Origin of the sequence: Caballeronia sordidicola (genome assembly GCF_002220365.1) — a bacterium.
Classification (GTDB): domain Bacteria; phylum Pseudomonadota; class Gammaproteobacteria; order Burkholderiales; family Burkholderiaceae; genus Caballeronia; species Caballeronia sordidicola_C.
The window spans coordinates 1-21,323 of record NZ_MTHB01000117.1; the positions used below are offsets into that span (position 1 = coordinate 1).

A 21,323-nucleotide genomic window follows, 5' to 3' on the forward strand; every position below is an offset into this window, starting at 1 on the left:
CCGGCAATGGCGGCTTTGCCTGCGTACGTCAGTTTCTCCGCTCTGGACTGGACTGGACGAGCAAATCGTCACCCTGCGCGCCCCGGATCATCGCGACGCACTCGATTACGAATGTCCTGCCGTCGCGCTAACCGTACGCCTGGTCCGTCACGTGGCATCCACCGGCAAGGTGCGCGTCCTGATGACCAATTTACTCGACAGCGCACGCTATCCGGCCAGCTAGTTTGGCGATCTCTATCATCAGCGCTGGCGAATAGAGGAAGCGTTCAAGCGCCTCAAGCACCGGTTAAACCTCGAGCATGTTTCCGGGCTGTCACAACGGGCTGTGGCACAAGATCTCGCCGCCAGGGTGCTGTGCGACAACCTGCAGGCGTTGACCACCCTGACGGCCCACACCTGCCATGAATTGCCGCCGGACCGACGCATCAACCGCGCTTACGTGCATTCCGTGCTCAAGCCTCTACTGCCATCCCTGTTGCTCGGCATCGCCGCGGCAACCTCGCTGGCGGACGCTCTGGCCCTCATCGCGCGCCATACGTTCCGTCATCGGCCAGGAATCTCAAAGCCACGCAAACCCCGCTCGAAACCCCACAAATCCATGACACAAAAACCTTGCTGAAAGATCTCCATTTCTTAACTTGGGTGGATTGGCGGGTAGTCGCGATGGCCAGTTAGTCGCAGCCTGCGAAAAACGGCAGCGCTTGTGGCCGAAAAGTGCGTTATCCATCAGAAAAGGTGATGAACGCTACACAGCAGTGTTGTGTTGCGAAGGCGCCAATACCTTGCCGCCCTCGCTCTCAAGCGTTGTGCGTGACCCAGTGGGGATATACGTTTGGTAGCCAGGAACTCGCGAATTAATATCCGTTATTTCTCGATTGAAATGTTTTTCAATTCCTCGTTGGCATCAATCAGGATCTTCATCAGACGCATGAATTCCTTGCGCTCCGGTTTCGCCAGAGGCTTTAAGAAGCGCTCCTGCGACTTGAGCATGCGAGGCACCACTGCATTCAGCGTCTCTCGGCCCTCCTCAGTGGGCGTGATGAGGCGAGACCGTCTATCGTGCGACGCAACATTTCGTTTTACTAGCCCGCGAGATTCCAGTCGATCAATCACGCTTCCAATCGTTGCCGTGTCGTAGCCTATCGTCCTCGCCAATGTTTTTTGGTCAATCCCCGGCTCATTGCAAATTGTCTGGAGAATCGCGTACTGCACAGGAGTCAAGTTGATCTCGGCTACCTCCGCCATATACAAGGCGACCACCAATTGATTGAGACGCCGCACATAGTGTCCCGGCAACGTTCGCAGATCCATGTTTTTCCAGTCCTTGGTCATTTACTTTCCATTAATTAGCGGGCTCGCGCTCGTCATTGTATGAGGTTCTTGACATTCTCCCGCGATCGTATAATATGAGTACATATAGTCTCTATACATACTATATTTGTAGACGAATTTGGACCTGAGCAAAGAGGCCCATCAGATGGTGGCAGCAACCCAAACCCGCGCGTCTTTGCCGCCTATCCTCCTGGCATTCTCGTCACCCGTATCCGTTCAGGTCGCACAATGACACCCGTTAACGTAGAACGTCTCTGTGGGTGTCGTCGGGGGAATGTAAGCGAGTCCATTGCGTGAGCGACAGCGCGCTCAAAGCGGCACTGGGGCGGTGCACGCCCTAGGTGAAGAAAATAAATTGGGAGACAGAAATGAACTGGTTAAAAAACGTATGGTATGTCGCCGGTTTTCAGCACGAGCTTGATGACGAGAAGGTGATAGCACGCTGCTTTCTTGGAAGTGCGGTTGTCATGATGCGCGATTCCAACGGATGTGTTGCAGCGCTGGAAGACATGTGTCCACATAGACTCATGCCGCTCTCCGCGGGGGTTCGGGTCGGAGATGAACTGCAATGTGGCTATCACGGCATGCGGTTCGCGATCTCGGGAGCTTGCACCCTAGCGCCCGGTCAGACGCATATACCGCCGACGGCTTGCGTGCGCAGTTTTCCACTCGTGGAGCGGCACGGGCTACTGTGGATCTGGATGGGCAACCGGGAGCGAGCGGATGTGGACCTCATCCCGGATATTCATTGGAACGACCATCCGGAATGGACCCCCTCGCGCGGGTACCACCACGTCAAAGCGGACTTCCGGCTAACAGTGGATAACCTTATGGATCTTGGCCATGAGAGCTGGGTTCATCTGCGTACGATTGGGCAAGACGAGGAAGAGTGCATTCCGAACTACCCGTTGAAGGTGAACGTCTTGGGAGAGGGATTGATACGAGCGCTCCGGCAGATGCCGAATATCGAGCCGCCGCCTTTTTTTGCCATGGTGCTTGACCACTACGGTCGCATCAACAGATGGCAGACAGCGGTAAGTTTGGCTCCCTCGATATGCATGACTGACTTTGGTGTGTACCCGGTCGGAACATCCCCTGACGATGCCTATCGCAGCCACGTGCTACACCTGCTGACGCCGGAGACGGAGAGCACGACGCATTACTTCTGGTCGGTCGCGCGCAATCGCCGCTTGGAAGACGATGACCTTACGCAGGAGATTGGGAAGGCAATCACGCAGACTTTTGACGAGGATGCCGTCGTGCTCGAGATTCAACAAACGCAGCTCGAGAAATACGGCGGTTCCGTGCCGAGAGTGGCCATGAAGGTGGACGAAGCGCCCATTCGAGCGCGTAGGCTGCTGGAGGCTCTGGTCAAGCGCGAGAACGAGGATCCAGAGTTCGTATATCGACCGCCGCTGATGATAGACGATTCCACCCCCGAACTCGAGATGATCTGAGAAGGATGTCGAGATCGTTTACCACGTCGCGTTCGGCGTGTTGTTGTGCATTCGGCGCCGCCACGCATCAACGCACTGAGGCCTAGTTCAGATACATCTTCAGGCGCACAAGGCCAGCTCGACAGCTGCGTGGCGAACGGTGACTGGGCGCTACGTGCAAGCTATGCGGATGGTGCGTGCGTGTAACGCTTATGGTCCAATTACAGTCGAAAATGGCATGCCATGCGGGTCGTACCTGGCACTAAGTGGCTGAGAAAGTTAAGCCTTGTTGGTGCGCACTGATTGAGAGAGGTCAGAGATGAGTGGGATTTCAAGAACGCTTCGGGTTCGCGTCACGCGAAAGGAGCAGATGGCGGTCGATGTCGCATTGTTTGAGCTTGTAAGTACGACCGGCGAGGCGTTACCGCCATTCGCCGCCGGATCGCACATTGAGGTGCTTACACCTGGTGGCCTCATTAGGCATTATTCCTTGTGCAACGATCCCGAAGATTCTCTCCGGTATCAGATTGCCATACTGAAGGAGGAAAAGGGGCGAGGCGGTTCAAGAGCTATGCATGAAACGGTCGAGGTTGGTAGCGAGATTTCTATCAGCGAGCCGAAGAATCACTTTCCACTAGCCCATTCAGCTCAGTCGAGCTTACTGTTCGCTGGCGGAATTGGTATCACCCCCCTTCTGTGCATGGCCGAGCGACTTTCGGCAATTGACCATCCCTTCGCGCTGCACTACTGCACGCGTTCTGCTGAGCGCACCGCTTTTCGAGAGCGCATCGCGGCATCCCTTTATGCGGAGCATGCCCATCTTCACTTTGACGACGGAGCCCCAGATCAAAAAGCCAATCTGGAAGAGCTGTTGCGCGCTCAGGGCGCCGGCGTGCATTTGTACACATGTGGCCCGAAAGGCTTCATGGACGCTGTGTTGTCCACGGCTAGGAGAAATGGTTGGACGGAAGACCAGCTTCACTACGAGTTCTTCAGCGCTGAGCCGGTCAAACTTGATTCCGACGGAAGCTTCGAGATTCAGTTGGCCAGCTCGGGACGGGTGATCCCGGTCGCCCCGAATCAAACGGCTGTCTCGGCACTTAGGGCGGAGGGTGTTGATGTTCCTACGTCCTGCGAGCAAGGCGTCTGTGGGACATGCCTGACGCGTGTACTGGATGGTGAACCGGATCACCGGGACCTGTACCTCAGTGCGGACGAGCAAGCAGCAAACGACCAATTTCTACCTTGCTGCTCGCGGGCAAAGTCAACACGACTCGTCCTGGATTTGTGAGCGACACAACGACGTCGGTGACAAACCCGCGTTGCGTTGAATCTGGGGTGCAGCGCTGTACTACGCTTGTCATGGGCTGCGTGGCGTGTTTTGCCAGGCAGATCGTCCACGAAAGGAGACAAAACGATGAGCAGTAACCGCGGTGTCGTGTATCAAGGGCAAGGCAAGGTTGAAGTGCAATCCATCGACTATCCAAAGATGGTTGATCCGGGCGGCCGGCAGATCGGCCATGGCGTAATTCTCAAGGTGGTTACAACGAATATTTGCGGGTCGGACCAGCATATGGTGCGGGGCCGCACGACGGCTCAGGTCGGCCTAGTGCTCGGGCATGAAATTACCGGCGAGGTGATCGAAATTGGGCGCGACGTGGAGACGCTCAAGATTGGCGACCTGGTTTCCGTGCCGTTCAACGTGGCCTGCGGTCGCTGTCCAACCTGCAAGGCGCAGAACACGGGCGTATGCCTGAACGTCAATCCGTCGCGCGCGGGCGGTGCCTACGGTTACGTGGACATGGGCGGCTGGATTGGCGGTCAGGCTGAATACGTGCTGGTTCCGTATGCCGATTTCAATCTTCTGAAGTTTCCCGATCGTGATCAGGCAATGTCGAAGATCCGCGATCTCACGTGCCTCTCCGATATCCTGCCGACCGGTTATCACGGCGCCGTGATGGCGGGTGTGAAGCCGGGTTCGACGGTGTATATCGCCGGCGCGGGTCCGGTCGGAATGGCCGCGGCGGCGTCTGCTCGGCTGCTGGGCGCGGCTTGCACGATTGTCGGCGATATGAACGAAGAGCGACTCGCGCATGCGCGCAAGGTGGGCTTCGAGACAGTGGATCTATCGAAGGATGCGACGCTCAGCGAGCAGATTGCGGCCATTCTCGGGACGCCGGAAGTCGATTGCGCGGTCGATTGCGTCGGCTTCGAAGCGCATGGTCACGGCAGCACCGGAAGCCATGAGGAAGCGCCTGCCACGGTGCTGAATTCGTTGATGGAAATCACGCGGGTAGCGGGCGCGATCGGGATTCCGGGTCTCTATGTCACCGACGATCCAGGCGCCGCCGACGCAGCCGCGAAGAAGGGTGCGCTGAGTATTCGCTTTGGCCTCGGCTGGGCGAAGTCGCATTCGTTCTTCACTGGGCAGACGCCGGTCATGAAGTACAACCAGAACCTGATGCAAGCCATTTTATGGGATCGCTTGCCGATTGCGGATATCGTCAATGTCTCGGTGGTGACGCTCGATCAGGCGCCGGATGGATATCGGCAATTTGATGGCGGTGCGCCGCGCAAGTTCGTGATTGACCCGCACGGGTTGTTGAAAGCGGCTTAAAAACTCGTGCCGTGCTTAGGATGCCGTGCAGCGCTCTGTTATGCCATAGAAGCGACGCCGGAGGGCGCCGGCAGCTGTTAAAGGCGTTTGTGAGTGGGCGTCTTACCGAATGCGGCACGAAATCTTTCGGTATCTCGATTAACGGAAATTGCTTCCCCTTGTAGCACCTTTCGATGCGGACTTCTTACCCAAAGTCAACGCCATAGCCTAATTCGAGTCGAGAGCTTCGGCCCACTCGCTATGTGATGTTGTCTGATGCAAAAGGCCGCCTTCAAAAGTTGTCACGCGACTATCAAGCCGGCGTCATCCGGACATTCCAGAGCAACGACATGAATTCTACTGTTCTTCAAAGTAATCGGACCTTTTCCCTATACTGGAACTTCGCACCTGCCGTGATGGCGCTAGGATATCCCTGGTATCTAGCTTGGTTTTATACCGCAGTTAGCGACCATAGCGCAGCGGGCGTGCTCGTCGCGGTCGCATGTGTGTTGGCAGTGCCCGCCAGCGCGTTTGCGAGCCTTCTCACGCTTGCTCGGCTCGAGTCGACCGACGGACGGGTTACCATTTTTCGGCGGCTTGCACACTTTACCTTCGCGTCTCCTCCTCTGTTCGTCATAGTTGGCGTTCTGCTTTACTTGATCAAGGTGAACGGAGCGGACGCGAAAGTATGGCTTGGGCTTTGGTCCGCCATTATCGTGGGAAGTATATTGGTGATATCCACGATGCAAGGTCGGCCGGCCCGTCATCCGTTAGGGGTGAATACGGCGCCCGTGCGAGTCCTTCATGGAATCTCCTCAGTCGTCATCGTCGTAGTCTTCGTGTTTCCTCATCTGGGCAATCACGCGGTCGGCATTCTTGGCACAAATATTCACCATAGCGTCATGTTGGTGCTTCGACATGTTTATCGCGCCGGATGGCTTGAACCGATTTTGATTGGACTTTTCTTTTTCCAGGTCATAAGCGGGCTAGTGCTACTGGTGCCGAAGCTTGATCGGAAGCTAGACGTTCTCGGGTCGCTTCAGACTGCATCGGGCGCGTATCTTGTGATTTTTATAGCGTCGCATATCAATTCGGTTTTCATTTTGGCTCGCTATTTTGGTACGGATACCGACTATGCTTGGGCCACCGGAGCGCCCGCTGGACTGACGGGAGACCCTTGGGAGGTGCGTCTGATACCTCACTATTCACTTGGCGTTTTGTTAGTTCTTTGCCATATTGTCTGCGGACTACGAACTGTAATGCTAACGCATGGCGTTCGCATTGACCGAGCGAATAAAATCTGCTGGCTCTTGATCACTGCTAGCACAGTATGGACTACAGTTGTCGTATTGGGCATGCTAGGTGTTCGGGTTTAACGACTACCTTGCACCTCAGCGCCGGCGGTCGACTGGAAATCGTTAGTTACCTTTTCCGTTCATGTTGTTTTATGGAAGATGTTGCTCCAGCGCCGTTGTCACATCGATACTGTTTGCCAGAGAGGGTGGCGCTGTGCAGCGCGCCAGCCTCTATCGCTCGGGATCCCTCAAGCGGTTTAATCGTCATGCGTCACAGTGGCGCTTGAGGCTAACCGCTGGAGTATATCGTTAGCCGCTTCTTCGAAGTCAAGTTGATCTCGGCTATCTCCGCCACGTTCAAGGCGACTACCAATTGATTGAGACGCCGCACATGGTGTCCCAGCAGCGTCCGCAGATCCACGTTTTTCCAGTCCTTGGGTCACGTACAGTCTGCAAGGCGCAGAACACGGGCGTATGCTTGAACGTCAATCCGTCGCGCGCGGGCGGTGCCTACGGTTACGTGGACATGGGCGGCTGGGTTGGCGGGCAGGCTGAATACGTGCTGGTGCCGTATGCCGACTTCAATCTCCTGAAGTTTCCCGATCGTGATCAGGCAATGTCGAAGATCCGCGATCTCACGTGCCTCTCCGATATCCTGCCGACCGGTTATCACGGCGCCGTGATGGCGGGCGTGAAGCCGGGTTCGACGGTGTATATCGCCGGCGCGGGTCCGGTGGGAATGGCTGCGGCGGCGTCCGCTCGTTTGCTGGGCGCGGCTTGCACGATTGTCGGCGACATGAACGAAGGACGTCTTGCGCACGCGCGCAAGGTGGGCTTCGAGGTGGTGGATCTATCGAAGGATGCAACGCTCAGCGAGCAGATTGCGGCCATTCTCGGCACGCCTGAAGTCGATTGCGCGGTCGATTGCGTCGGCTTCGAAGCGCATGGTCACGGCAGCACCGGAAGCCATGAGGAAGCGCCTGCCACGGTGCTGAATTCGCTGATGGAAATCACGCGAGTAGCGGGCGCGATCGGGATTCCGGGTCTCTATGTCACTGACGATCCAGGCGCCGCCGACGCAGCCGCGAAGAAGGGTGCGCTGAGTATTCGCTTTGGCCTCGGCTGGGCGAAGTCGCATTCGTTCTTCACCGGGCAGACGCCGGTCATGAAGTACAACCAGAACCTGATGCAAGCCATCCTGTGGGATCGCCTGCCGATTGCGGATATCGTCAATGTCTCGGTTGTGACGCTCGATCAGGCGCCGGATGGATACCGCCAATTCGATGGCGGTGCGCCGCGCAAGTTCGTGATCGACCCGCACGGGATGTTGAAAGCGGCTTAAAAACCCGTGCCGTGCTCAGGATGCCATGCGGCGCTCTGTGATGTCATGGAAGGAACGACGGCGAGCGGCCGGCGGCTGTGCGGCGTTTGTCAGCGGGCGCCGAGAGCGTGCAGAGCGAAAGCTTTGTTGCCTTGATTGACTGAAATCCTCGCGTTATTTTGATCTGCATGATCGGCATAACGGTCAGCAGTAGCAATTGGCGCTGAGGCGCATGCAATGCGTAAAGTACATTCATTGATTAAACCGAAATGTTCGCGGAGCAGTCGCTGCAATTTCGCTGCGGCAATCCCGACGGGCGTTCGTACTTTTTTTTGCAACAATGGCTATTCAACTTTGTTCTCTTTCAACGCAACTCACCCTGAACAGTGCCTTGTTCGCCGAGCCGAGCGATGACTAACTAAGAAGATATCGAATATCGTCAACTATGAAGTCCGCTTGCACGACAACTATGATGGCCGATCGTGTTGCCTCACGGGAGAATGTTATGCCGCAAGGAAGTGGAGACACATCGGCCTTACCAAGACCCTGTCGCGGGAACGGGCGAATCCGGCATTCGGTTCAATGCAATCCTGCCCGGCCCCGTGGAATGCCGGTGGCTGCAGCCGGTCTTTCAGGGTGGGCTATCCACCAGTGGACGCACCGTGGCACAGGAGGCACCCTCTACGCTATCCAACAAGTCCATCAGGCGTTTCGTCGAACCGGCAGACATCGGCGCACTTGCCGTCTTTCTGGCCTCCGACGCCGGACGTTCGATATCCGGACAGATAAACCCTATCGACGGGGATTCCCAAAGCGTCCTGACCGCGTCACGCGCTCCGGGGAAATTGCGTTGGATACCACTACCCGGTCGCTCCCATCACATTTCCGCTGGCGTCCCAGAACTGTCGAAAACCCACCCTCAGACCACTCTTTCGCAACCTGCCGTTTCAGTCTGCACTGACTTTGAGGACCTGAGGGTAAACGTCCGTAGGGCATAAATTTATTGAAACATGGTTGGTGTACGGAGTATATTTGTTTCCACGGTAATGCACGCGACAACAGAGGAACACATCATGCAATTCCATCTCAACGGCTTTCGCGTTGGCGACCCCGCGATCGAGCCTGCCACCGAGGGAGTTCACCGCCCCGAGATGCCAGACACGGTCGACGTTCTCATTGTCGGAAGCGGTCCCGCGGGACTCGTGCTTGCCGCTCAGCTATCGCATTTCCCCGAGATCACCACCCGCGTCGTCGAGCGCCGCGCCGGACCTCTGCTGATGGGACAGGCAGATGGCGTCGCATGTCGGACCGTCGAGATGTTTAACGCGTTCGGACTCAGTGAACGTTTGCTGCGCGAATCGTACTGGGTCAACGAAACTGTGTTCTGGCGCCCGGATGTCAATGATCGCGGCGCAATCAAGCGTACCGGGCGCGTTCAGGACACCGAAACGGGCCTTTCGGAGTTTCCGCACGTGATCGTCAATCAGGCCCGTATCCAGGACTATCTGATGGACGCGATGCGTCGGTCAGCTCGACGCATGGAACCGGATTACGATCTAGAAGTCGTGGCCGTTGAACGCGACGACGCTTTCGAGTATCCGGTGCTGGTCACGTTGCGCCATACCGATGCGCCACGGTTGGGCGAGGAACTCACTGTGCGTGCCCGCTACGTAGTAGGTTGCGATGGCGCACGCAGTCAAGTGCGGGCGGCCATCGGGCAAACGTTGCGTGGCGATGCCGCCAACCATGCATGGGGCGTGATGGATGCACTCGCCGTCACTGACTTTCCCGACATTCGTCTGAAAACGGCCATTCAGTCTGCAAGCGGTGGCAATCTGCTCATCATTCCTCGCGAAGGCGGACATCTGGTGCGCTTCTACGTCGATCTAGGAGACGTGACCCCGCACAATCGCGACACCCTCAAACAGATTACTGTCGAGCGCATCATCGCCACCGCGCAACGGATTTTGCAGCCTTACACACTGGACGTGAAGGAAGTCGCTTGGTTCTCGGTGTACGAGGTGGGACAGCGGCTGACCGACCGCTTCGACGATGCCCTGGCAGTCGATGGGAGCGAGCGCGACCCCCGCGTGTTCATCGCCGGAGACGCCTGCCATACCCACAGCGCCAAAGCTGGCCAAGGTATGAACGTCTCGATGCAGGACGCGTTCAACCTGGGCTGGAAACTCGCTGCAGTCCTGCAGGGTCGCAGCGATTCCGATCTGTTGCGCACCTACTCCGGCGAACGCCAACCCATCGCGCGGGAACTCATCGAGTTCGACAAGGAGTGGTCTGCAATGATGGCGGCTCCGCCGAAGGACGCCGATAGGCCCGAAGCAGGCGGCGTCGACCCCGCCGAGTTACAGGCGTATTTCGTGCGTGCTGGTCGATACACTGCGGGAGTCGCCACCCGTTACCGGCCGGGCGTGCTCACGGGGGAACCGACTTACCAGACGCTCGCCAGCGGCTTCACGATCGGAACCCGCTTCCATTCGTCCCCTGTGATCCGCCTCGCCGATGCCAAGCCGGTCCATCTCGGGCACGCTGCGCGGGCGGACGGTCGCTGGCGCCTGTACGCCTTCGCGGACGCCGGACGGAGCGCGCTTCATGCGCTATGCGAACACCTGGTCAGCTCGCCGGATTCTGCTTTGCGGCGCGTCACGCCCAAGGATGCTGACCCGGACAGCGTGCTCGATCTACGCGCGGTCCTGCAGCAGGCACATGGCGACGTATGTCTCGAAGATCTGCCCAGCCTGCTGCTGCCGCGGAAGGGGCGCTATGGACTGGTCGACTATGAGAAGGCATTTACGAACGACGCAGCGACTGATATCTTCGACGAGCGCGGCATCGACCGCGAACGGGGCGCGTTGGTCGTAGTGCGTCCGGACCAGTACGTCGCTCATGTTTTGCCACTGGACGCATACGCGGAGTTGGGTGCGTTTCTGCACCCTATTTTTCGAATGAACTAATCTGCGCGGACCCTACGAATTGCCAACGAAATCCGACGTCCCCGACATGCTTTCCAGGTACATGGGAAACTTGGTGCGCCGTGCCCAGCAGCGACACATGGCGGTATGGCTGAGCGAGGTTTCGACAGAGCTCACGAGCGTGCAGTACGCGGCGCTCGTCGCCCTGCAGCAAATCCCTGGGGCCAACCAGCGCCAGCTCGGCGACGAACTGGACGTGGACCGTTCCACGATCGCCGATCTGGTCGCCCGCATGGTTCGCAACGGTCTGATCGAGCGGACTGACGATCCCGCCGACAAGCGCAGCTACGTCCTCTTCCTGACCGTAGCGGGCCGGAAGCAGCTCGCGACTTTGCGCCCGCGCGTCGAAGAAGTCGAGCGCATTCTGACCGCTGCGCTTACTTCGCAGGAATGTTCGGAACTGCGGCGCCTGCTCGTGCTCATGCTGCCGGAACGTGCATGGCGTCCTGATACCGCATAGAACGTTGACGCTGTCGTCTGATCCAACCTCACAAACATCCCGGGCGTTTTTCATCGACCGCCGCCTCGCTTGACTTCGCCGTGACACGGCATTGGGTATGCGCTCTTGCCTCGGCGTCGAAGAAATAGCTCAGGTCGCCCTCTAGCGCACCAGCAGCGGTAATCGTCAACTTGGAGTCGTAGCTTGGCAAACAGCTATCCAACCGACTCGACCCAGCACGTCTCGCACGAACTATCTACACGGCTATCTACGCGCAGCCGCGCGGTGACCTGCGCCTTCAACTCAATGCCTGCCTGCGCCACGGCCGCAGCACGCGCCGCCACGCACACGAGGCACAGACCGGTGGTCGCATATTGTCAGCATCCATGTGCAACCGCCCGAAATCCAAGACAGACCGCTGTCAGGTCACTGGGAAGGCGACTTCATCAAGGGTGAATAACCAACCCTCGGTCGGCGTTCTGGTCCGCCGACTAGCGCCTGGTGCTGCTCACCAAGATTACAGCGAATGGTTCGTTTCCACTAATTGATCGCTTTTAGGACTCAGTCAGCATTGCCAATGGAGAGGGTATATACCTAGTTTGATTTCAAAATTGTATACCGTAGACTTTGATCCATGATGTGGTGCGGAGCTAGGACTGTCTACGCAAGTAACCCGAAAGTGCATGAGACTTTTTTACTGAGTTCAGCGATTCAAACGAACAAAGGAATGAAGATGGCGATTCTAGATGGTGATAACGCAATCTCGTTGACTCGCAGCGTGACGCTGACCGAGCAGGTCCTGGACGCTATCCTGCGTGGCGCCATCGAGCGACGTATCCCGTTTGGCGCACGTTTGGTGGAAGCCGAGATCGCAAAGGAATTAAATGTGAGTCGCGTTCCCGTTCGCGAAGCCCTTCGTTTGCTGTGCAGTCAGGGACTTGTCGAAAATCGGCCGTACAAGGGCATGTGTCTGATCACCGTCGACGAGAGGATGCTCGAAGAGACGCTTACCGTTCGGCACCATCTTGAAGTATTGGCAGTGACGCTTGCCATCAAGAACCTGCTGACTGGACGCGCAAATCTGACGGGATTACAGGCCGCATTGGATGAAATGCACGTCGCGTTCAAGTCCGGATCTGCGTCCGATATGGCTGCCGGCGACGTGGGTTTTCATCGGGAGATTCTACGGATGGCTGATAGCGACACGCTGCTGTTCATGTGGGAAACGCTGGCCCGCAAGTTCCAGATGATCGTAGGTATTGCCTGGTATTCCAACGACCAGAAGCGAATCTGCGAACAACACGAGGAATTGATGAAGTTGTTCAAGGCCAAGAAGCTTGCACCGCTCCTGGCTGTGTTGGAGCCGCACATCATGGAAGGCCTCGAAGTCGGACCGACGGGAGGGATGGAATCCCTCGAGATGCAAGCCTAAAGCTAGCGGCAATATGGACGATCTTAAAGCCGAAATACAATGTACAAAATCAATAATTTAGTACAACTATTTAATGCAATAGGCGATCTCGAACACGGCATATTGTCGCATTAGCAGGCCGAATTGAGGGAGCCGTTTGATGCAACAACCTGAATCTGATCGACACAATGTATAGATTAGGATGACAAAATGAAAAATCTGGCAATCAATAACGGTGAAAAATCGATCAAGACTTCGCTGCCAACATTCCGCGATGCCACGGGCCGTTCGCTTGGCTCCGAGGAGATCGAGCAGCTAACCGAGGTGATTAATTCCGGCTCGCTTTCTTTCCTGTCGGGTGCAAAAAGCAAGGAATTCGAACGCGACTTCGCGAACCTGTACGGCGTAAAGCTGGCGGTTGCAGTCAGCAGCGGAACGGCCGCGCTGCATACCGCGATCACATACCTCAACCCTGAGCCAGGCGACGAGATCATCGTCGCGCCGATTACGGATATGGGATCGATCATTCCGATTTTGGCGCAGCTTGCGATCCCTGTTTTCGCGGATGTCGACGGGGAAACGCAGAACCTGGATTCCGCGAAGCTCGAAAGCTACATCACGCCACGCACCAGGGCGATTGTGGTGACCCATATCTACGGCAATCCCGCCGATATGGACGCGATCATGACGATCGCAGAACGGCACAATTTGTTCGTGATCGAGGACTGCGCCCAGGCGCACCTCGCTATGTACAAAGGGCGGTTGTGCGGAACGATCGGGCATCTGGGCTGCTTCAGCTTTCAGCAGTCCAAGCACATGACCACAGGCGACGGCGGCATGGTCATCGCGAACGACAACGAACGTTTTGGAAGGGAGCTGCGCCAATGTTCGGACAAGGGCTGGCCGCGGAACAAAAGCGGCCGCGATCATCTCTTTCTTGCGCCGAACTACCACATGACCGAGTTGCAGGCGGCGGTTGGAATCGCTCAACTGCGCAAGCTCGTCGATATGGTCGAAGCTCGCCGCCGGACTGCTTTTTATTTGACGGAATTGCTCACCAGTTTACCGGTACGGCCGACGCCGATCCTGCCCGAAACAAAGGGTACGTTCTTCTTCTATACATTCCGCGTTGATCCCGGCCTGCTGAAGGTGTCGCCGATGGAAGTCGTCAAGGCCATGGTTGCAGAAGGAATCGACTGTTTCCTTGGCTATCCCGGACAAGTTCCGATCTACGGGTACCCGGTCATCAAAGACGCGAAGACGTTCGGCACCTCCGGACTTCCTTTTACGCTGCGCGATGCTCGCTTACAAGGTGATTTCAGCGCATCGCTCTGCCCAGTTGCGGAGAAAGCGTGCAAGGAAACTGTTTGCATCTGGTGGAACGAGCGACTCGATCGTAACCATGTCGAGCAGATCGCTAGGGCGATTGAAAAAGTGATCCATGCGTATTTGTACTAATGCAACGCTACAGCCGATCCGGCTGCGGATGCAACCGGTCCAATCCATAAGAATGATGCGGTCTCTATGAATCAACTCGACAACAACGCAACCAGCCCCATTCGTGTCGGCATGATCGGCCTGGGCATGATGGGCAGCGCGATTGCTAAAAACATTCGTCGGCGGGGTTTTCCGCTAACCGTCCTCGCGCATCGGAGTCGGAGTGCGGTCGAGCGTTTGGTTAGTGAGGGCGCATCGGAAGCAAGGTCGGCGAGCGAACTCGCGGCGCAATCGGACATATTGGTGATCAGCGTAACTGGAACGGATCAGGTTAGAGCCGTGCTCTGGAATGATGTTGGTGTGATGGATGGGGCGCATTCGGGCCTCGTGGTCATGGACACCAGCACGTGCGACCCATTGCTGGCTCGGGAAGCGGACGATGATCTCGCTTGCAGGGGAGCGCGTTACCTAGATGCGCCAGTAAATCGAACGCCTAAAGAAGCCGAAGAGGGGCGCCTTAATTCGCTTGTCGGTGGCGACGCAAAGGCGCTTGAATTTGCGCGCCCGGTTATGGAATCGTATTCAGAGTCGATCCATCATTTGGGGGCGGTGGGCTCGGGCTACCGAGCGAAGCTCATCCATAACTTCATTTCTCAGGCCAACATCACGATCATCGCCGAGGCCATGTGTACCGCGGCAAAGGTTGGCCTCGATCTGAACGAGTTCATCAGCCTTTGCGGTCTGAGCGGTGCGCATAGCAAAGCATTTGACCGGGTCACCCCATACCTGCTTTCCGGCGACGATTCAGGACAACGGTTTGCGCTGCGCAATGCCGCGAAAGACATGTGGTCGTACTCGCAACTCGCTGCGTCATATGGATCGACGGCCATTGTCGCCGAGGCGGTCCGCCAGACCTATGTACTCGCGACGCAACTTGGCTACGGCGACCAACACGTGCCCCATCTGTTCGACGTTCTCGGTGAACTAAATAACGTGCGAGTGAGTGCGATGAGCCCTCCTGAATCTTCAAAGCGTTCACGTCAAGCCTAAGGACTAAACCATGCAATCCAAGCACACTACCAGCGACAACCCGGTCATCCGATTAAATCGGGATGACGATGTTGTGATCGCTCGGACTCAGTTGATCGGTGGGACGTGGCTTGCGGCAGAAGGCGTTGCCATATCGGGTCTGATCCCACCGGGGCACAAGGTCGCGACGCGGTCGATTGAGCAAGGCAAGGCCGTGCGCCGGTACGGGCAAATAATCGGTTTTGCAAGCCGGCCGATCGCCGCCGGCGAACACGTTCACACACACAATCTCTCGATTGGAGATTTTGATCGGGACTACGCATTCTGCGCTGATGCGAGACTGACTGTCCCTGCCACAACGCCGGCATTTTTCCAGGGGATTGTGCGCAGAGACGGACGCGTCGCCACGAGAAATTATATCGGAATCCTTACGACGGTAAATTGCTCGGCTACCGTCGCACGCGCTATCGCGGAAAATTTCCGGCGCGACATTTATCCGCAAGCGCTGGAAGCCTTTCCAAATGTCGATGGCGTGGTTGCGCTGACACATGGTATCGGTTGCGCGGTGGACCCGGAAGGCGAGGGACTTGCGATGCTGCAGCGAACCATCGGTGGATATGCAACACACGTTAATTTTTCCAGTGTATTGATCATTGGCCTCGGCTGCGAAACTAATCAGATTGCAAGAATCATCGAGAGGCAGGGCCTTCAACCTGGAAACGACCTGCAGACATTCACCATTCAGGATACCGGTGGGACCCGCCGGACCATCGCACTTGGTATCGAGAAAGTGCAGGCCATGCTCGCCCGTGCTAACGAGGTGATACGGGAACGCGTGCCGGTCGCAAGTCTTGTGGTCGGCCTGCAATGCGGAGGTTCTGACGGCTATTCGGGAATCTCGGCGAACCCGGTGGTGGGCGCGGCGGTGGACCGGCTCGTCAGCCATGGCGCTACGGCAATCTTGTCCGAGACGCCGGAAATCTATGGCGCGGAGCATTTGCTGACGCGCCGTGCTATCAGCCGCGAAGTGGGAATGAAGCTCGTCGATCGCATTCAATGGTGGGAGGACTATTGCACGCGCAATCACGCCAGCTTGAACAACAACCCGTCATCGGGAAACAAGGCGGGAGGGTTGACGACCGTTCTGGAGAAGTCGCTTGGCGGTATTGCGAAGGGCGGTCGTTCAAATTTAGTCGAAGTCTATGAATACGCGCAACCTGTCACGGCGAAGGGGCTTGTTTTCATGGATACCCCGGGCTATGACCCAATCTCGGCGACGGGGCAAGTGGCCGGTGGCGCAAATCTCATTTGCTTTACCACAGGGCGTGGCTCTGCTTACGGTTGTGCACCCACCCCCTCGTTGAAGATCGCGACCAACGACGCACTTTGGGCAAGGCAGCAGGACGACATGGACTTCAACTCTGGTCCCGTCGTGAACGGGCTCGATTCGATCGAAGCGATGGGAGAAAGGCTGTTCCTTCTGATGATTGAGATTGCGTCCGGCACCAGAACGCGCAGTGAGAAGCACGGTTACGGGCAGAACGAATTTGTTCCTTGGCAGATTGGCGCGATTACGTAAATGGCGTCGCAACGCGGCTCGCATCTGATGAACGAGACCGTTGCCTTAGCAGTCGGTTGAACTGCAACATCATAAGTCGTCGGAAAACCAATGATTACGGCATTACAATTATTTGCGGCCTTCCGAAGGGTATCAACCCCGATCGTCCGGAGCGACAAGAAGTTTAGCCTTTTTGACGGGGAAGGATATGCGAGTCCAAACTTGATTTGTCGAAGAACGAAGGACCTTATAGCGCGGGCACTAAGACGGACAACGTTTCAGGTCGTTGCAGAGGATGAGTAAAACCGCCTAGGTTAGAAAGCATTGGCCACGATCGGACTGGCTCGGCGTTCCAAAGTGCCTTTAGCATGTGATACCGAAGCGGAAGGCGGGATTTTAAATATTTGGGTGGGACATGCCAATCAAGATATTGAAGCAATGGGAAAATAGTTTTATCCGGGAGTCTGTAGTGGAAACTGAACGCAGTTATCGATCCGTCAATCAGAGCCAGGTAAACGAACGTGAGCCCGTGTATGTACGGAATAAATCTCCTCTGGTCCGCTTTGAGAATGTTAGAAAGAGCTTTGGGGCCATAGAGGTTCTCAAGGACATCTCGCTCGAAGTGTACCCCGGGCAGGTAGTTTCACTTATCGGACGTAGCGGTTCAGGAAAAAGCACCGCCTTGCGCTGCGTAAATGGTCTGGAGCAGATCGACGCGGGGCGACTGAACGTGTGTGGAAAAAATTTGCATGACAAGGGTGTCGATCTTCGCGCTTTGCGAAAAGAAGTTGGTATTGTTTTTCAGAGCTATAACCTATTTCCGCATCTGACCGTCGCGCAAAACGTCACACTTGCCCCTCTGAAAGTCCTGCGTATTCCTGCCGCCGAAGCTGAAAACCTCGCGTCCGAAGTACTCGGCCAGGTTGGTCTTCTCGACAAAATTCATGAATACCCGGAGCAGCTTTCAGGAGGCCAGCAGCAGCGGGTTGCGATTGCGCGCTCGCTAGCGATGCGGCCACGACTCATCCTTTTCGATGAAGTAACGTCCGCACTGGACCCGGAGCTAACAGGGGAAGTATTACGAGTAATAGAAAAGCTCGCATCGGGCGGGATGACTATGCTGTTGGTCACACATGAGATGGCATTTGCCCGATCTGTTTCGGATCAGATTGTATTCATGCATCACGGAAAGATATGGGAGCGAGGCGCGCCCGACATTCTGGCGGATCCGAATACGCCGGAGCTGAGGCAGTTTGTCGGAAGCGGTTTTTAACACAATTTCATTCAAACTACGGAGCAATTTCATGGCTACCCTTTCCATACTAATTTCGCGGTTCGTTGTATTTGCTGGCATCGCTGCAACGTCAGCTGTTGCCCATGCCGACGCCTTGCAATCGATCAGGGAGCGCGGCTCGCTGATCGCAGCGATCGATGTCAGCTATCCGCCATTTGGGAAACTGGACGCTGCTGCAATTGAATCTGGGTCAGATGTTGAGACGGCCCGCTTGCTCGCCAAGGACATGGGGGTCAAACTCAAGATAGTTCCGGTGTCGGGTGCTGCCCGTGTGCCCTTTCTGCTTTCGAACAAAGTCGATGTTGTGATTGCTTCCTTTTCGATCACCGAGGAGCGTAAAAAGGTTGTCGACTACTCGCTTCCCTATGCCGTGGATTACTTAGTCGTCGCGGCGCCCAAATCCACTGCCGTATCGCAAATCTCCGACCTCGCAGGAAAATCGATTGCTGTTACACGTGGGACAACGGCAGATATTGAATTGACCGGTGCATTGCAAAAAAAAGGAATTACAGCGAACGTGGTCAGGTACGAGGATGAAGCAACCACCAACACAGCTGTCATAACCGGCCAGCAGGACATTTTCGCTGCGTCGCTTTCCACCGTGCAATCTCTGGAAGAACGCAGTCCTGAGAAGTCAATCGCAATCAAATTCAATTTGGCCAACTACCCGCTGGCAATTGGCATCAGAAAGAACGAACCGGCCTTAAAAGCGTGGATCGACGCGTGGGTTAAGGCTGGCATGAAAAACGGCAAGCTCAATAAGATATTCGTGACCTACTTTGGTCAGTCGCTTCCGACCGACCTCGCAAACTAAGCTTTCTCCGCGGTTCACTAAACATGGTGTCAATAGTGTTACTTGCCACAGCGCTTCGGTCACCAATATCGAGCAGGAGGCCGAATGGCTTCGTACACCTTTGATTTTTCCTTCTTGAACAGCTATCGGGTCGAGATAATGCACGGGGTCGTTTTGACCGTCGTTATGAGTTGCATTGCGATGGCGCTCGGACTGGCAGTCGGGATCGCAGCGGCTATTGCGCGTGTCTATGGGCCACCGCCACTTAGACGCGCGACGGTCGTCTACATCGAGGGAATCCGAAATACACCGCTCATCATCCAGGTGTTCTGGATTTTCTTCGGGCTAGCGATTCTTCATGTACGGCTAAGTGCATTCGTCGCCGCGGTCATTGCACTTGCTATCAACGTGGGCGCATATACGGCTGAGATTATTCGGGCAGGTTTGAACAGTATTCACCGAGGGCAAGTGGAGGCGGCTTCATGTCTTGCCCTTAGCCGGCGCCAGACGGTATTTCACGTGATGCTACCCCAGGCGCTGGAGCGAATGTACCCTGCGCTTATCAGCCAGTTCATATTATTAATGTTGGCCAGTTCGCTGATGTCGCAGATCTCCGTCGATGAGCTGACGGGGGCCGGGTACATGATTCAATCTTTCACGTTTCGCGGTTTCGAAGTTTATTTGGTGATCGCTGTTGTCTACCTCGTTTTGGCGGTTCTCCTTAGGATGTCATGCGCGGCGCTCGCGCTTTTCATTTTCCCACGCAGGCGCCGCTTGAATCGCGGATAAAGTAGAACAAGGAAAAGGATCCGTATGTTTGAATTGACATTGGCTCAGCTTCTGTATTTACTGCGCGGGGCAGGCTGGACTCTTATTCTCTCCGCGACCGGATTCGTATTTGGATCTATGGTCGGACTTCCGCTGGCTTTGGCCCGAGTTTCTGGAAATTGCTATATATCGAGAACGGCCGGACTGATCATCCAGATCAAGCAGGGCGTACCTCTACCGGTCGTTATGTTTCTCGCGTATTTTGGCCTCAGTCTTGGCGGTCTTGAAGTGCCCGCTTTGGTGGCTGCAGGTGTGGCGCTTTCGCTGTACGCGGGTGCCTACCTTGGCGAAATATGGCGAGGGTGCATTGAAGCTGTGCCAAAGGCACAATGGGAAGCAGCCGAATGTCTAGCGCTGTCAAATTCGCAGCGCCTGATATTCGTTATCCTGCCTCAGTCGATTCGTATGGCGATTCCTCCAACCGTCGGGTTTCTAGTTCAAATCGTAAAAGATACTTCCAATGCTGTAGTCATTGGGTTCTTCGATTTGACCTATTCGGCCAAGGTATTAAATAACGCTACTTTCAAGCCGTTTCTTATCTTCACACTTGCGGCCTTGACTTATTTCATCATGTGTTATCCATTAACGTTGGTCGCGGGATATGCCGAGCGAGTGTTGTCAAAGAGCGGTGAGGGCCGGCATTCCCACTGATCAAGACATTATCCGCAAAACTTCACGGTCGGTTCGGGGAAATCGATAGGATCGGAGAAGACGTAAGGCGGTTTCAAACTTGAAGTGCAACACCGGCAATGAGATCTTGCTTGGCTTTGTTCGGATGGGGGGTATTGCAAAGAGGGCGCGACTTGCGTAGAAGTGCGTGATGATGAGTAAAGCGTGTCCAGATAATGCCATACAAGGCCAGACAGAAACAAGGCGAACCGCGCAAACGGGAGAAGCCCGGGTACCGGGTAACGAACCAATCCACCCAAGTTAAGAAATTGAGATCTTTCAGCAGGGTTTTTGCGTCATGGATTTGTGGGGTTTCGAGCGGGGTTTGCGTGGCTTTGAGATTCCTGGCCGATGACGGAACGTATGGCGCGCGATGAGGGCCAGGGCATCCGCCAGCGAGGTCGACGCGGCGATGCCGAGCAACAGGGATGGCAGTAGAGGCTTGAGCACGGAATGCACGTAAGCGCGGTTGATGCGTCGGTCCGGCGGCAATTCATGGCAGGTGTGGGCCGTCAGGGTGGTCAACGCCTGCAGGTTGTCGCACAGCACCCTGGCGGCGAGATCTTGTGCCACAGCCCGTTGTGACAGCCCGGAAACATGCTCGAGGTTTAACCGGTGCTTGAGGCGCTTGAACGCTTCCTCTATTCGCCAGCGCTGATGATAGAGATCGCCAAACTAGCTGGCCGGATAGCGTGCGCTGTCGAGTAAATTGGTCATCAGGACGCGCACCTTGCCGGTGGATGCCACGTGACGGACCAGGCGTACGGTTAGCGCGACGGCAGGACATTCGTAATCGAGTGCGTCGCGATGATCCGGGGCGCGCAGGGTGACGATTTGCTCGTCCAGTCCAGTCCAGAGCGGAGAAACTGACGTACGCAGGCAAAGCCGCCATTGCCGG

The 21,323-nt window shown here is 56.1% G+C and carries 18 protein-coding genes and 6 pseudogenes; 19 read left to right on the forward strand and 5 right to left on the reverse strand.

All coding sequences use genetic code 11. From position 1 onward, the window contains the following. The 3 genes and pseudogenes from BSU04_RS47700 to BSU04_RS47710 form a co-directional block, all read left to right on the forward strand. A pseudogene (locus BSU04_RS47700) lies at positions 1-223 on the forward strand (hypothetical protein); the annotation flags it as partial. A 30-nt stretch (positions 224-253) separates the two neighbouring features. Continuing rightward, positions 254-304, forward strand: a pseudogene (locus BSU04_RS47705) (hypothetical protein); the annotation flags it as partial. A gap of 21 nt (positions 305-325) precedes the next feature. After that, positions 326-619: a hypothetical protein gene (locus BSU04_RS47710; RefSeq protein ID WP_256983036.1), complete on the forward strand. Its 294-nt coding sequence runs from the start codon at positions 326-328 to the stop codon at positions 617-619. A 245-nt stretch (positions 620-864) separates the two neighbouring features. Here the strand turns inward: BSU04_RS47710 and BSU04_RS19145 are convergent, their stop codons facing one another. Continuing rightward, positions 865-1,332, reverse strand: a complete 468-nt coding sequence (locus tag BSU04_RS19145) for a MarR family winged helix-turn-helix transcriptional regulator (RefSeq protein ID WP_089162114.1) — start codon at positions 1,330-1,332, stop codon at positions 865-867. 368 nt (positions 1,333-1,700) lie between these two features. Here BSU04_RS19145 and BSU04_RS19150 point away from each other — a divergent pair, with 368 nt between their 5' ends. From BSU04_RS19150 to BSU04_RS19190, 7 genes and pseudogenes are all read left to right on the forward strand, one after another. Beyond that, complete coding sequence (locus tag BSU04_RS19150) at positions 1,701-2,789, forward strand: aromatic ring-hydroxylating dioxygenase subunit alpha (RefSeq protein ID WP_089162115.1); 1,089 nt, start codon at positions 1,701-1,703, stop codon at positions 2,787-2,789. A 298-nt stretch (positions 2,790-3,087) separates the two neighbouring features. Then, positions 3,088-4,059, forward strand: a complete 972-nt coding sequence (locus BSU04_RS19155; RefSeq protein WP_089162116.1) for a PDR/VanB family oxidoreductase — start codon at positions 3,088-3,090, stop codon at positions 4,057-4,059. A gap of 126 nt (positions 4,060-4,185) precedes the next feature. Then, positions 4,186-5,385, forward strand: coding sequence for a formaldehyde dehydrogenase, glutathione-independent (gene fdhA, locus BSU04_RS19160; protein ID WP_089162117.1), 1,200 nt, complete (start codon positions 4,186-4,188; stop codon positions 5,383-5,385). Between the two features lie 1,710 nt (positions 5,386-7,095). Then, positions 7,096-8,001: pseudogene (locus BSU04_RS19170) on the forward strand (zinc-binding dehydrogenase); the annotation flags it as partial. Positions 8,002-8,480: 479 nt separating this feature from the next. Then, a complete protein-coding gene (locus BSU04_RS19180; RefSeq protein WP_256983038.1) occupies positions 8,481-8,978 on the forward strand; it encodes an SDR family oxidoreductase in 498 nt (165 codons plus the stop codon). A gap of 75 nt (positions 8,979-9,053) precedes the next feature. Further along, positions 9,054-10,949, forward strand: coding sequence for an FAD-binding monooxygenase (locus BSU04_RS19185; protein WP_089162129.1), 1,896 nt, complete (start codon positions 9,054-9,056; stop codon positions 10,947-10,949). Between the two features lie 46 nt (positions 10,950-10,995). Further along, positions 10,996-11,427 (forward strand): MarR family winged helix-turn-helix transcriptional regulator, encoded by a 432-nt coding sequence (locus tag BSU04_RS19190; protein ID WP_179258364.1) that lies wholly within the window; start codon positions 10,996-10,998, stop codon positions 11,425-11,427. Between the two features lie 28 nt (positions 11,428-11,455). Here BSU04_RS19190 and BSU04_RS46470 read toward each other — a convergent pair whose 3' ends face one another. After that, positions 11,456-11,617 carry a hypothetical protein gene (locus BSU04_RS46470; protein ID WP_179258362.1) on the reverse strand — a complete coding sequence of 54 codons (162 nt, stop codon included), beginning with the start codon at positions 11,615-11,617 and terminating at the stop codon, positions 11,456-11,458. Between the two features lie 40 nt (positions 11,618-11,657). Here BSU04_RS46470 and BSU04_RS47715 point away from each other — a divergent pair. The 9 genes and pseudogenes from BSU04_RS47715 to BSU04_RS19235 form a co-directional block, all read left to right on the forward strand. Then, positions 11,658-11,897: pseudogene (locus tag BSU04_RS47715) on the forward strand (IS30 family transposase); the annotation flags it as partial. Positions 11,898-12,139: 242 nt separating this feature from the next. After that, complete coding sequence (locus tag BSU04_RS19200) at positions 12,140-12,838, forward strand: GntR family transcriptional regulator (RefSeq protein ID WP_179258363.1); 699 nt, start codon at positions 12,140-12,142, stop codon at positions 12,836-12,838. A gap of 189 nt (positions 12,839-13,027) precedes the next feature. Continuing rightward, complete coding sequence (locus BSU04_RS19205; protein ID WP_089162122.1) at positions 13,028-14,275, forward strand: DegT/DnrJ/EryC1/StrS family aminotransferase; 1,248 nt, start codon at positions 13,028-13,030, stop codon at positions 14,273-14,275. 66 nt (positions 14,276-14,341) lie between these two features. Then, positions 14,342-15,304: an NAD(P)-dependent oxidoreductase gene (locus BSU04_RS19210; protein WP_089162123.1), complete on the forward strand. Its 963-nt coding sequence runs from the start codon at positions 14,342-14,344 to the stop codon at positions 15,302-15,304. A 10-nt stretch (positions 15,305-15,314) separates the two neighbouring features. After that, the gene (locus BSU04_RS19215; protein ID WP_089162124.1) at positions 15,315-16,862 is read left to right on the forward strand and encodes a UxaA family hydrolase; all 1,548 of its coding nucleotides are present in this window, start codon (positions 15,315-15,317) and stop codon (positions 16,860-16,862) included. Between the two features lie 394 nt (positions 16,863-17,256). Beyond that, a complete protein-coding gene (locus BSU04_RS19220) occupies positions 17,257-18,114 on the forward strand; it encodes an amino acid ABC transporter ATP-binding protein (RefSeq protein WP_089162125.1) in 858 nt (285 codons plus the stop codon). 31 nt (positions 18,115-18,145) lie between these two features. Further along, a complete protein-coding gene (locus tag BSU04_RS19225) occupies positions 18,146-18,949 on the forward strand; it encodes a transporter substrate-binding domain-containing protein (RefSeq protein WP_089162126.1) in 804 nt (267 codons plus the stop codon). A gap of 84 nt (positions 18,950-19,033) precedes the next feature. After that, a complete protein-coding gene (locus BSU04_RS19230) occupies positions 19,034-19,717 on the forward strand; it encodes an amino acid ABC transporter permease (protein WP_089162127.1) in 684 nt (227 codons plus the stop codon). Positions 19,718-19,741: 24 nt separating this feature from the next. After that, a complete protein-coding gene (locus BSU04_RS19235) occupies positions 19,742-20,407 on the forward strand; it encodes an amino acid ABC transporter permease (protein WP_089162128.1) in 666 nt (221 codons plus the stop codon). A gap of 297 nt (positions 20,408-20,704) precedes the next feature. Here the strand turns inward: BSU04_RS19235 and BSU04_RS47720 are convergent, their stop codons facing one another. The 3 genes and pseudogenes from BSU04_RS47720 to BSU04_RS47730 all read right to left on the reverse strand — a co-directional run. Continuing rightward, positions 20,705-20,998, reverse strand: a complete 294-nt coding sequence (locus BSU04_RS47720) for a hypothetical protein (protein WP_256983046.1) — start codon at positions 20,996-20,998, stop codon at positions 20,705-20,707. A gap of 21 nt (positions 20,999-21,019) precedes the next feature. Further along, positions 21,020-21,070: pseudogene (locus tag BSU04_RS47725) on the reverse strand (hypothetical protein); the annotation flags it as partial. 30 nt (positions 21,071-21,100) lie between these two features. After that, positions 21,101-21,323 (reverse strand): annotated as a pseudogene (locus BSU04_RS47730) (hypothetical protein); the annotation flags it as partial.

Bases quoted from the DNA above. Each gene is read 5' to 3' on its own strand.
- BSU04_RS19145 (WP_089162114.1), bottom strand. From the start codon at position 1,332: ATGACCAAGGACTGGAAAAACATGGATCTGCGAACGTTGCCGGGACAC.
- BSU04_RS19150 (WP_089162115.1), top strand. From the start codon at position 1,701: ATGAACTGGTTAAAAAACGTATGGTATGTCGCCGGTTTTCAGCACGAG.
- BSU04_RS19155 (WP_089162116.1), top strand. From the start codon at position 3,088: ATGAGTGGGATTTCAAGAACGCTTCGGGTTCGCGTCACGCGAAAGGAG.
- fdhA (WP_089162117.1), top strand. From the start codon at position 4,186: ATGAGCAGTAACCGCGGTGTCGTGTATCAAGGGCAAGGCAAGGTTGAA.
- BSU04_RS19180 (WP_256983038.1), top strand. From the start codon at position 8,481: ATGTTATGCCGCAAGGAAGTGGAGACACATCGGCCTTACCAAGACCCT.
- BSU04_RS19185 (WP_089162129.1), top strand. From the start codon at position 9,054: ATGCAATTCCATCTCAACGGCTTTCGCGTTGGCGACCCCGCGATCGAG.
- BSU04_RS19190 (WP_179258364.1), top strand. From the start codon at position 10,996: ATGCTTTCCAGGTACATGGGAAACTTGGTGCGCCGTGCCCAGCAGCGA.
- BSU04_RS19200 (WP_179258363.1), top strand. From the start codon at position 12,140: ATGGCGATTCTAGATGGTGATAACGCAATCTCGTTGACTCGCAGCGTG.
- BSU04_RS19205 (WP_089162122.1), top strand. From the start codon at position 13,028: ATGAAAAATCTGGCAATCAATAACGGTGAAAAATCGATCAAGACTTCG.
- BSU04_RS19210 (WP_089162123.1), top strand. From the start codon at position 14,342: ATGAATCAACTCGACAACAACGCAACCAGCCCCATTCGTGTCGGCATG.
- BSU04_RS19215 (WP_089162124.1), top strand. From the start codon at position 15,315: ATGCAATCCAAGCACACTACCAGCGACAACCCGGTCATCCGATTAAAT.
- BSU04_RS19220 (WP_089162125.1), top strand. From the start codon at position 17,257: ATGCCAATCAAGATATTGAAGCAATGGGAAAATAGTTTTATCCGGGAG.
- BSU04_RS19225 (WP_089162126.1), top strand. From the start codon at position 18,146: ATGGCTACCCTTTCCATACTAATTTCGCGGTTCGTTGTATTTGCTGGC.
- BSU04_RS19230 (WP_089162127.1), top strand. From the start codon at position 19,034: ATGGCTTCGTACACCTTTGATTTTTCCTTCTTGAACAGCTATCGGGTC.
- BSU04_RS19235 (WP_089162128.1), top strand. From the start codon at position 19,742: ATGTTTGAATTGACATTGGCTCAGCTTCTGTATTTACTGCGCGGGGCA.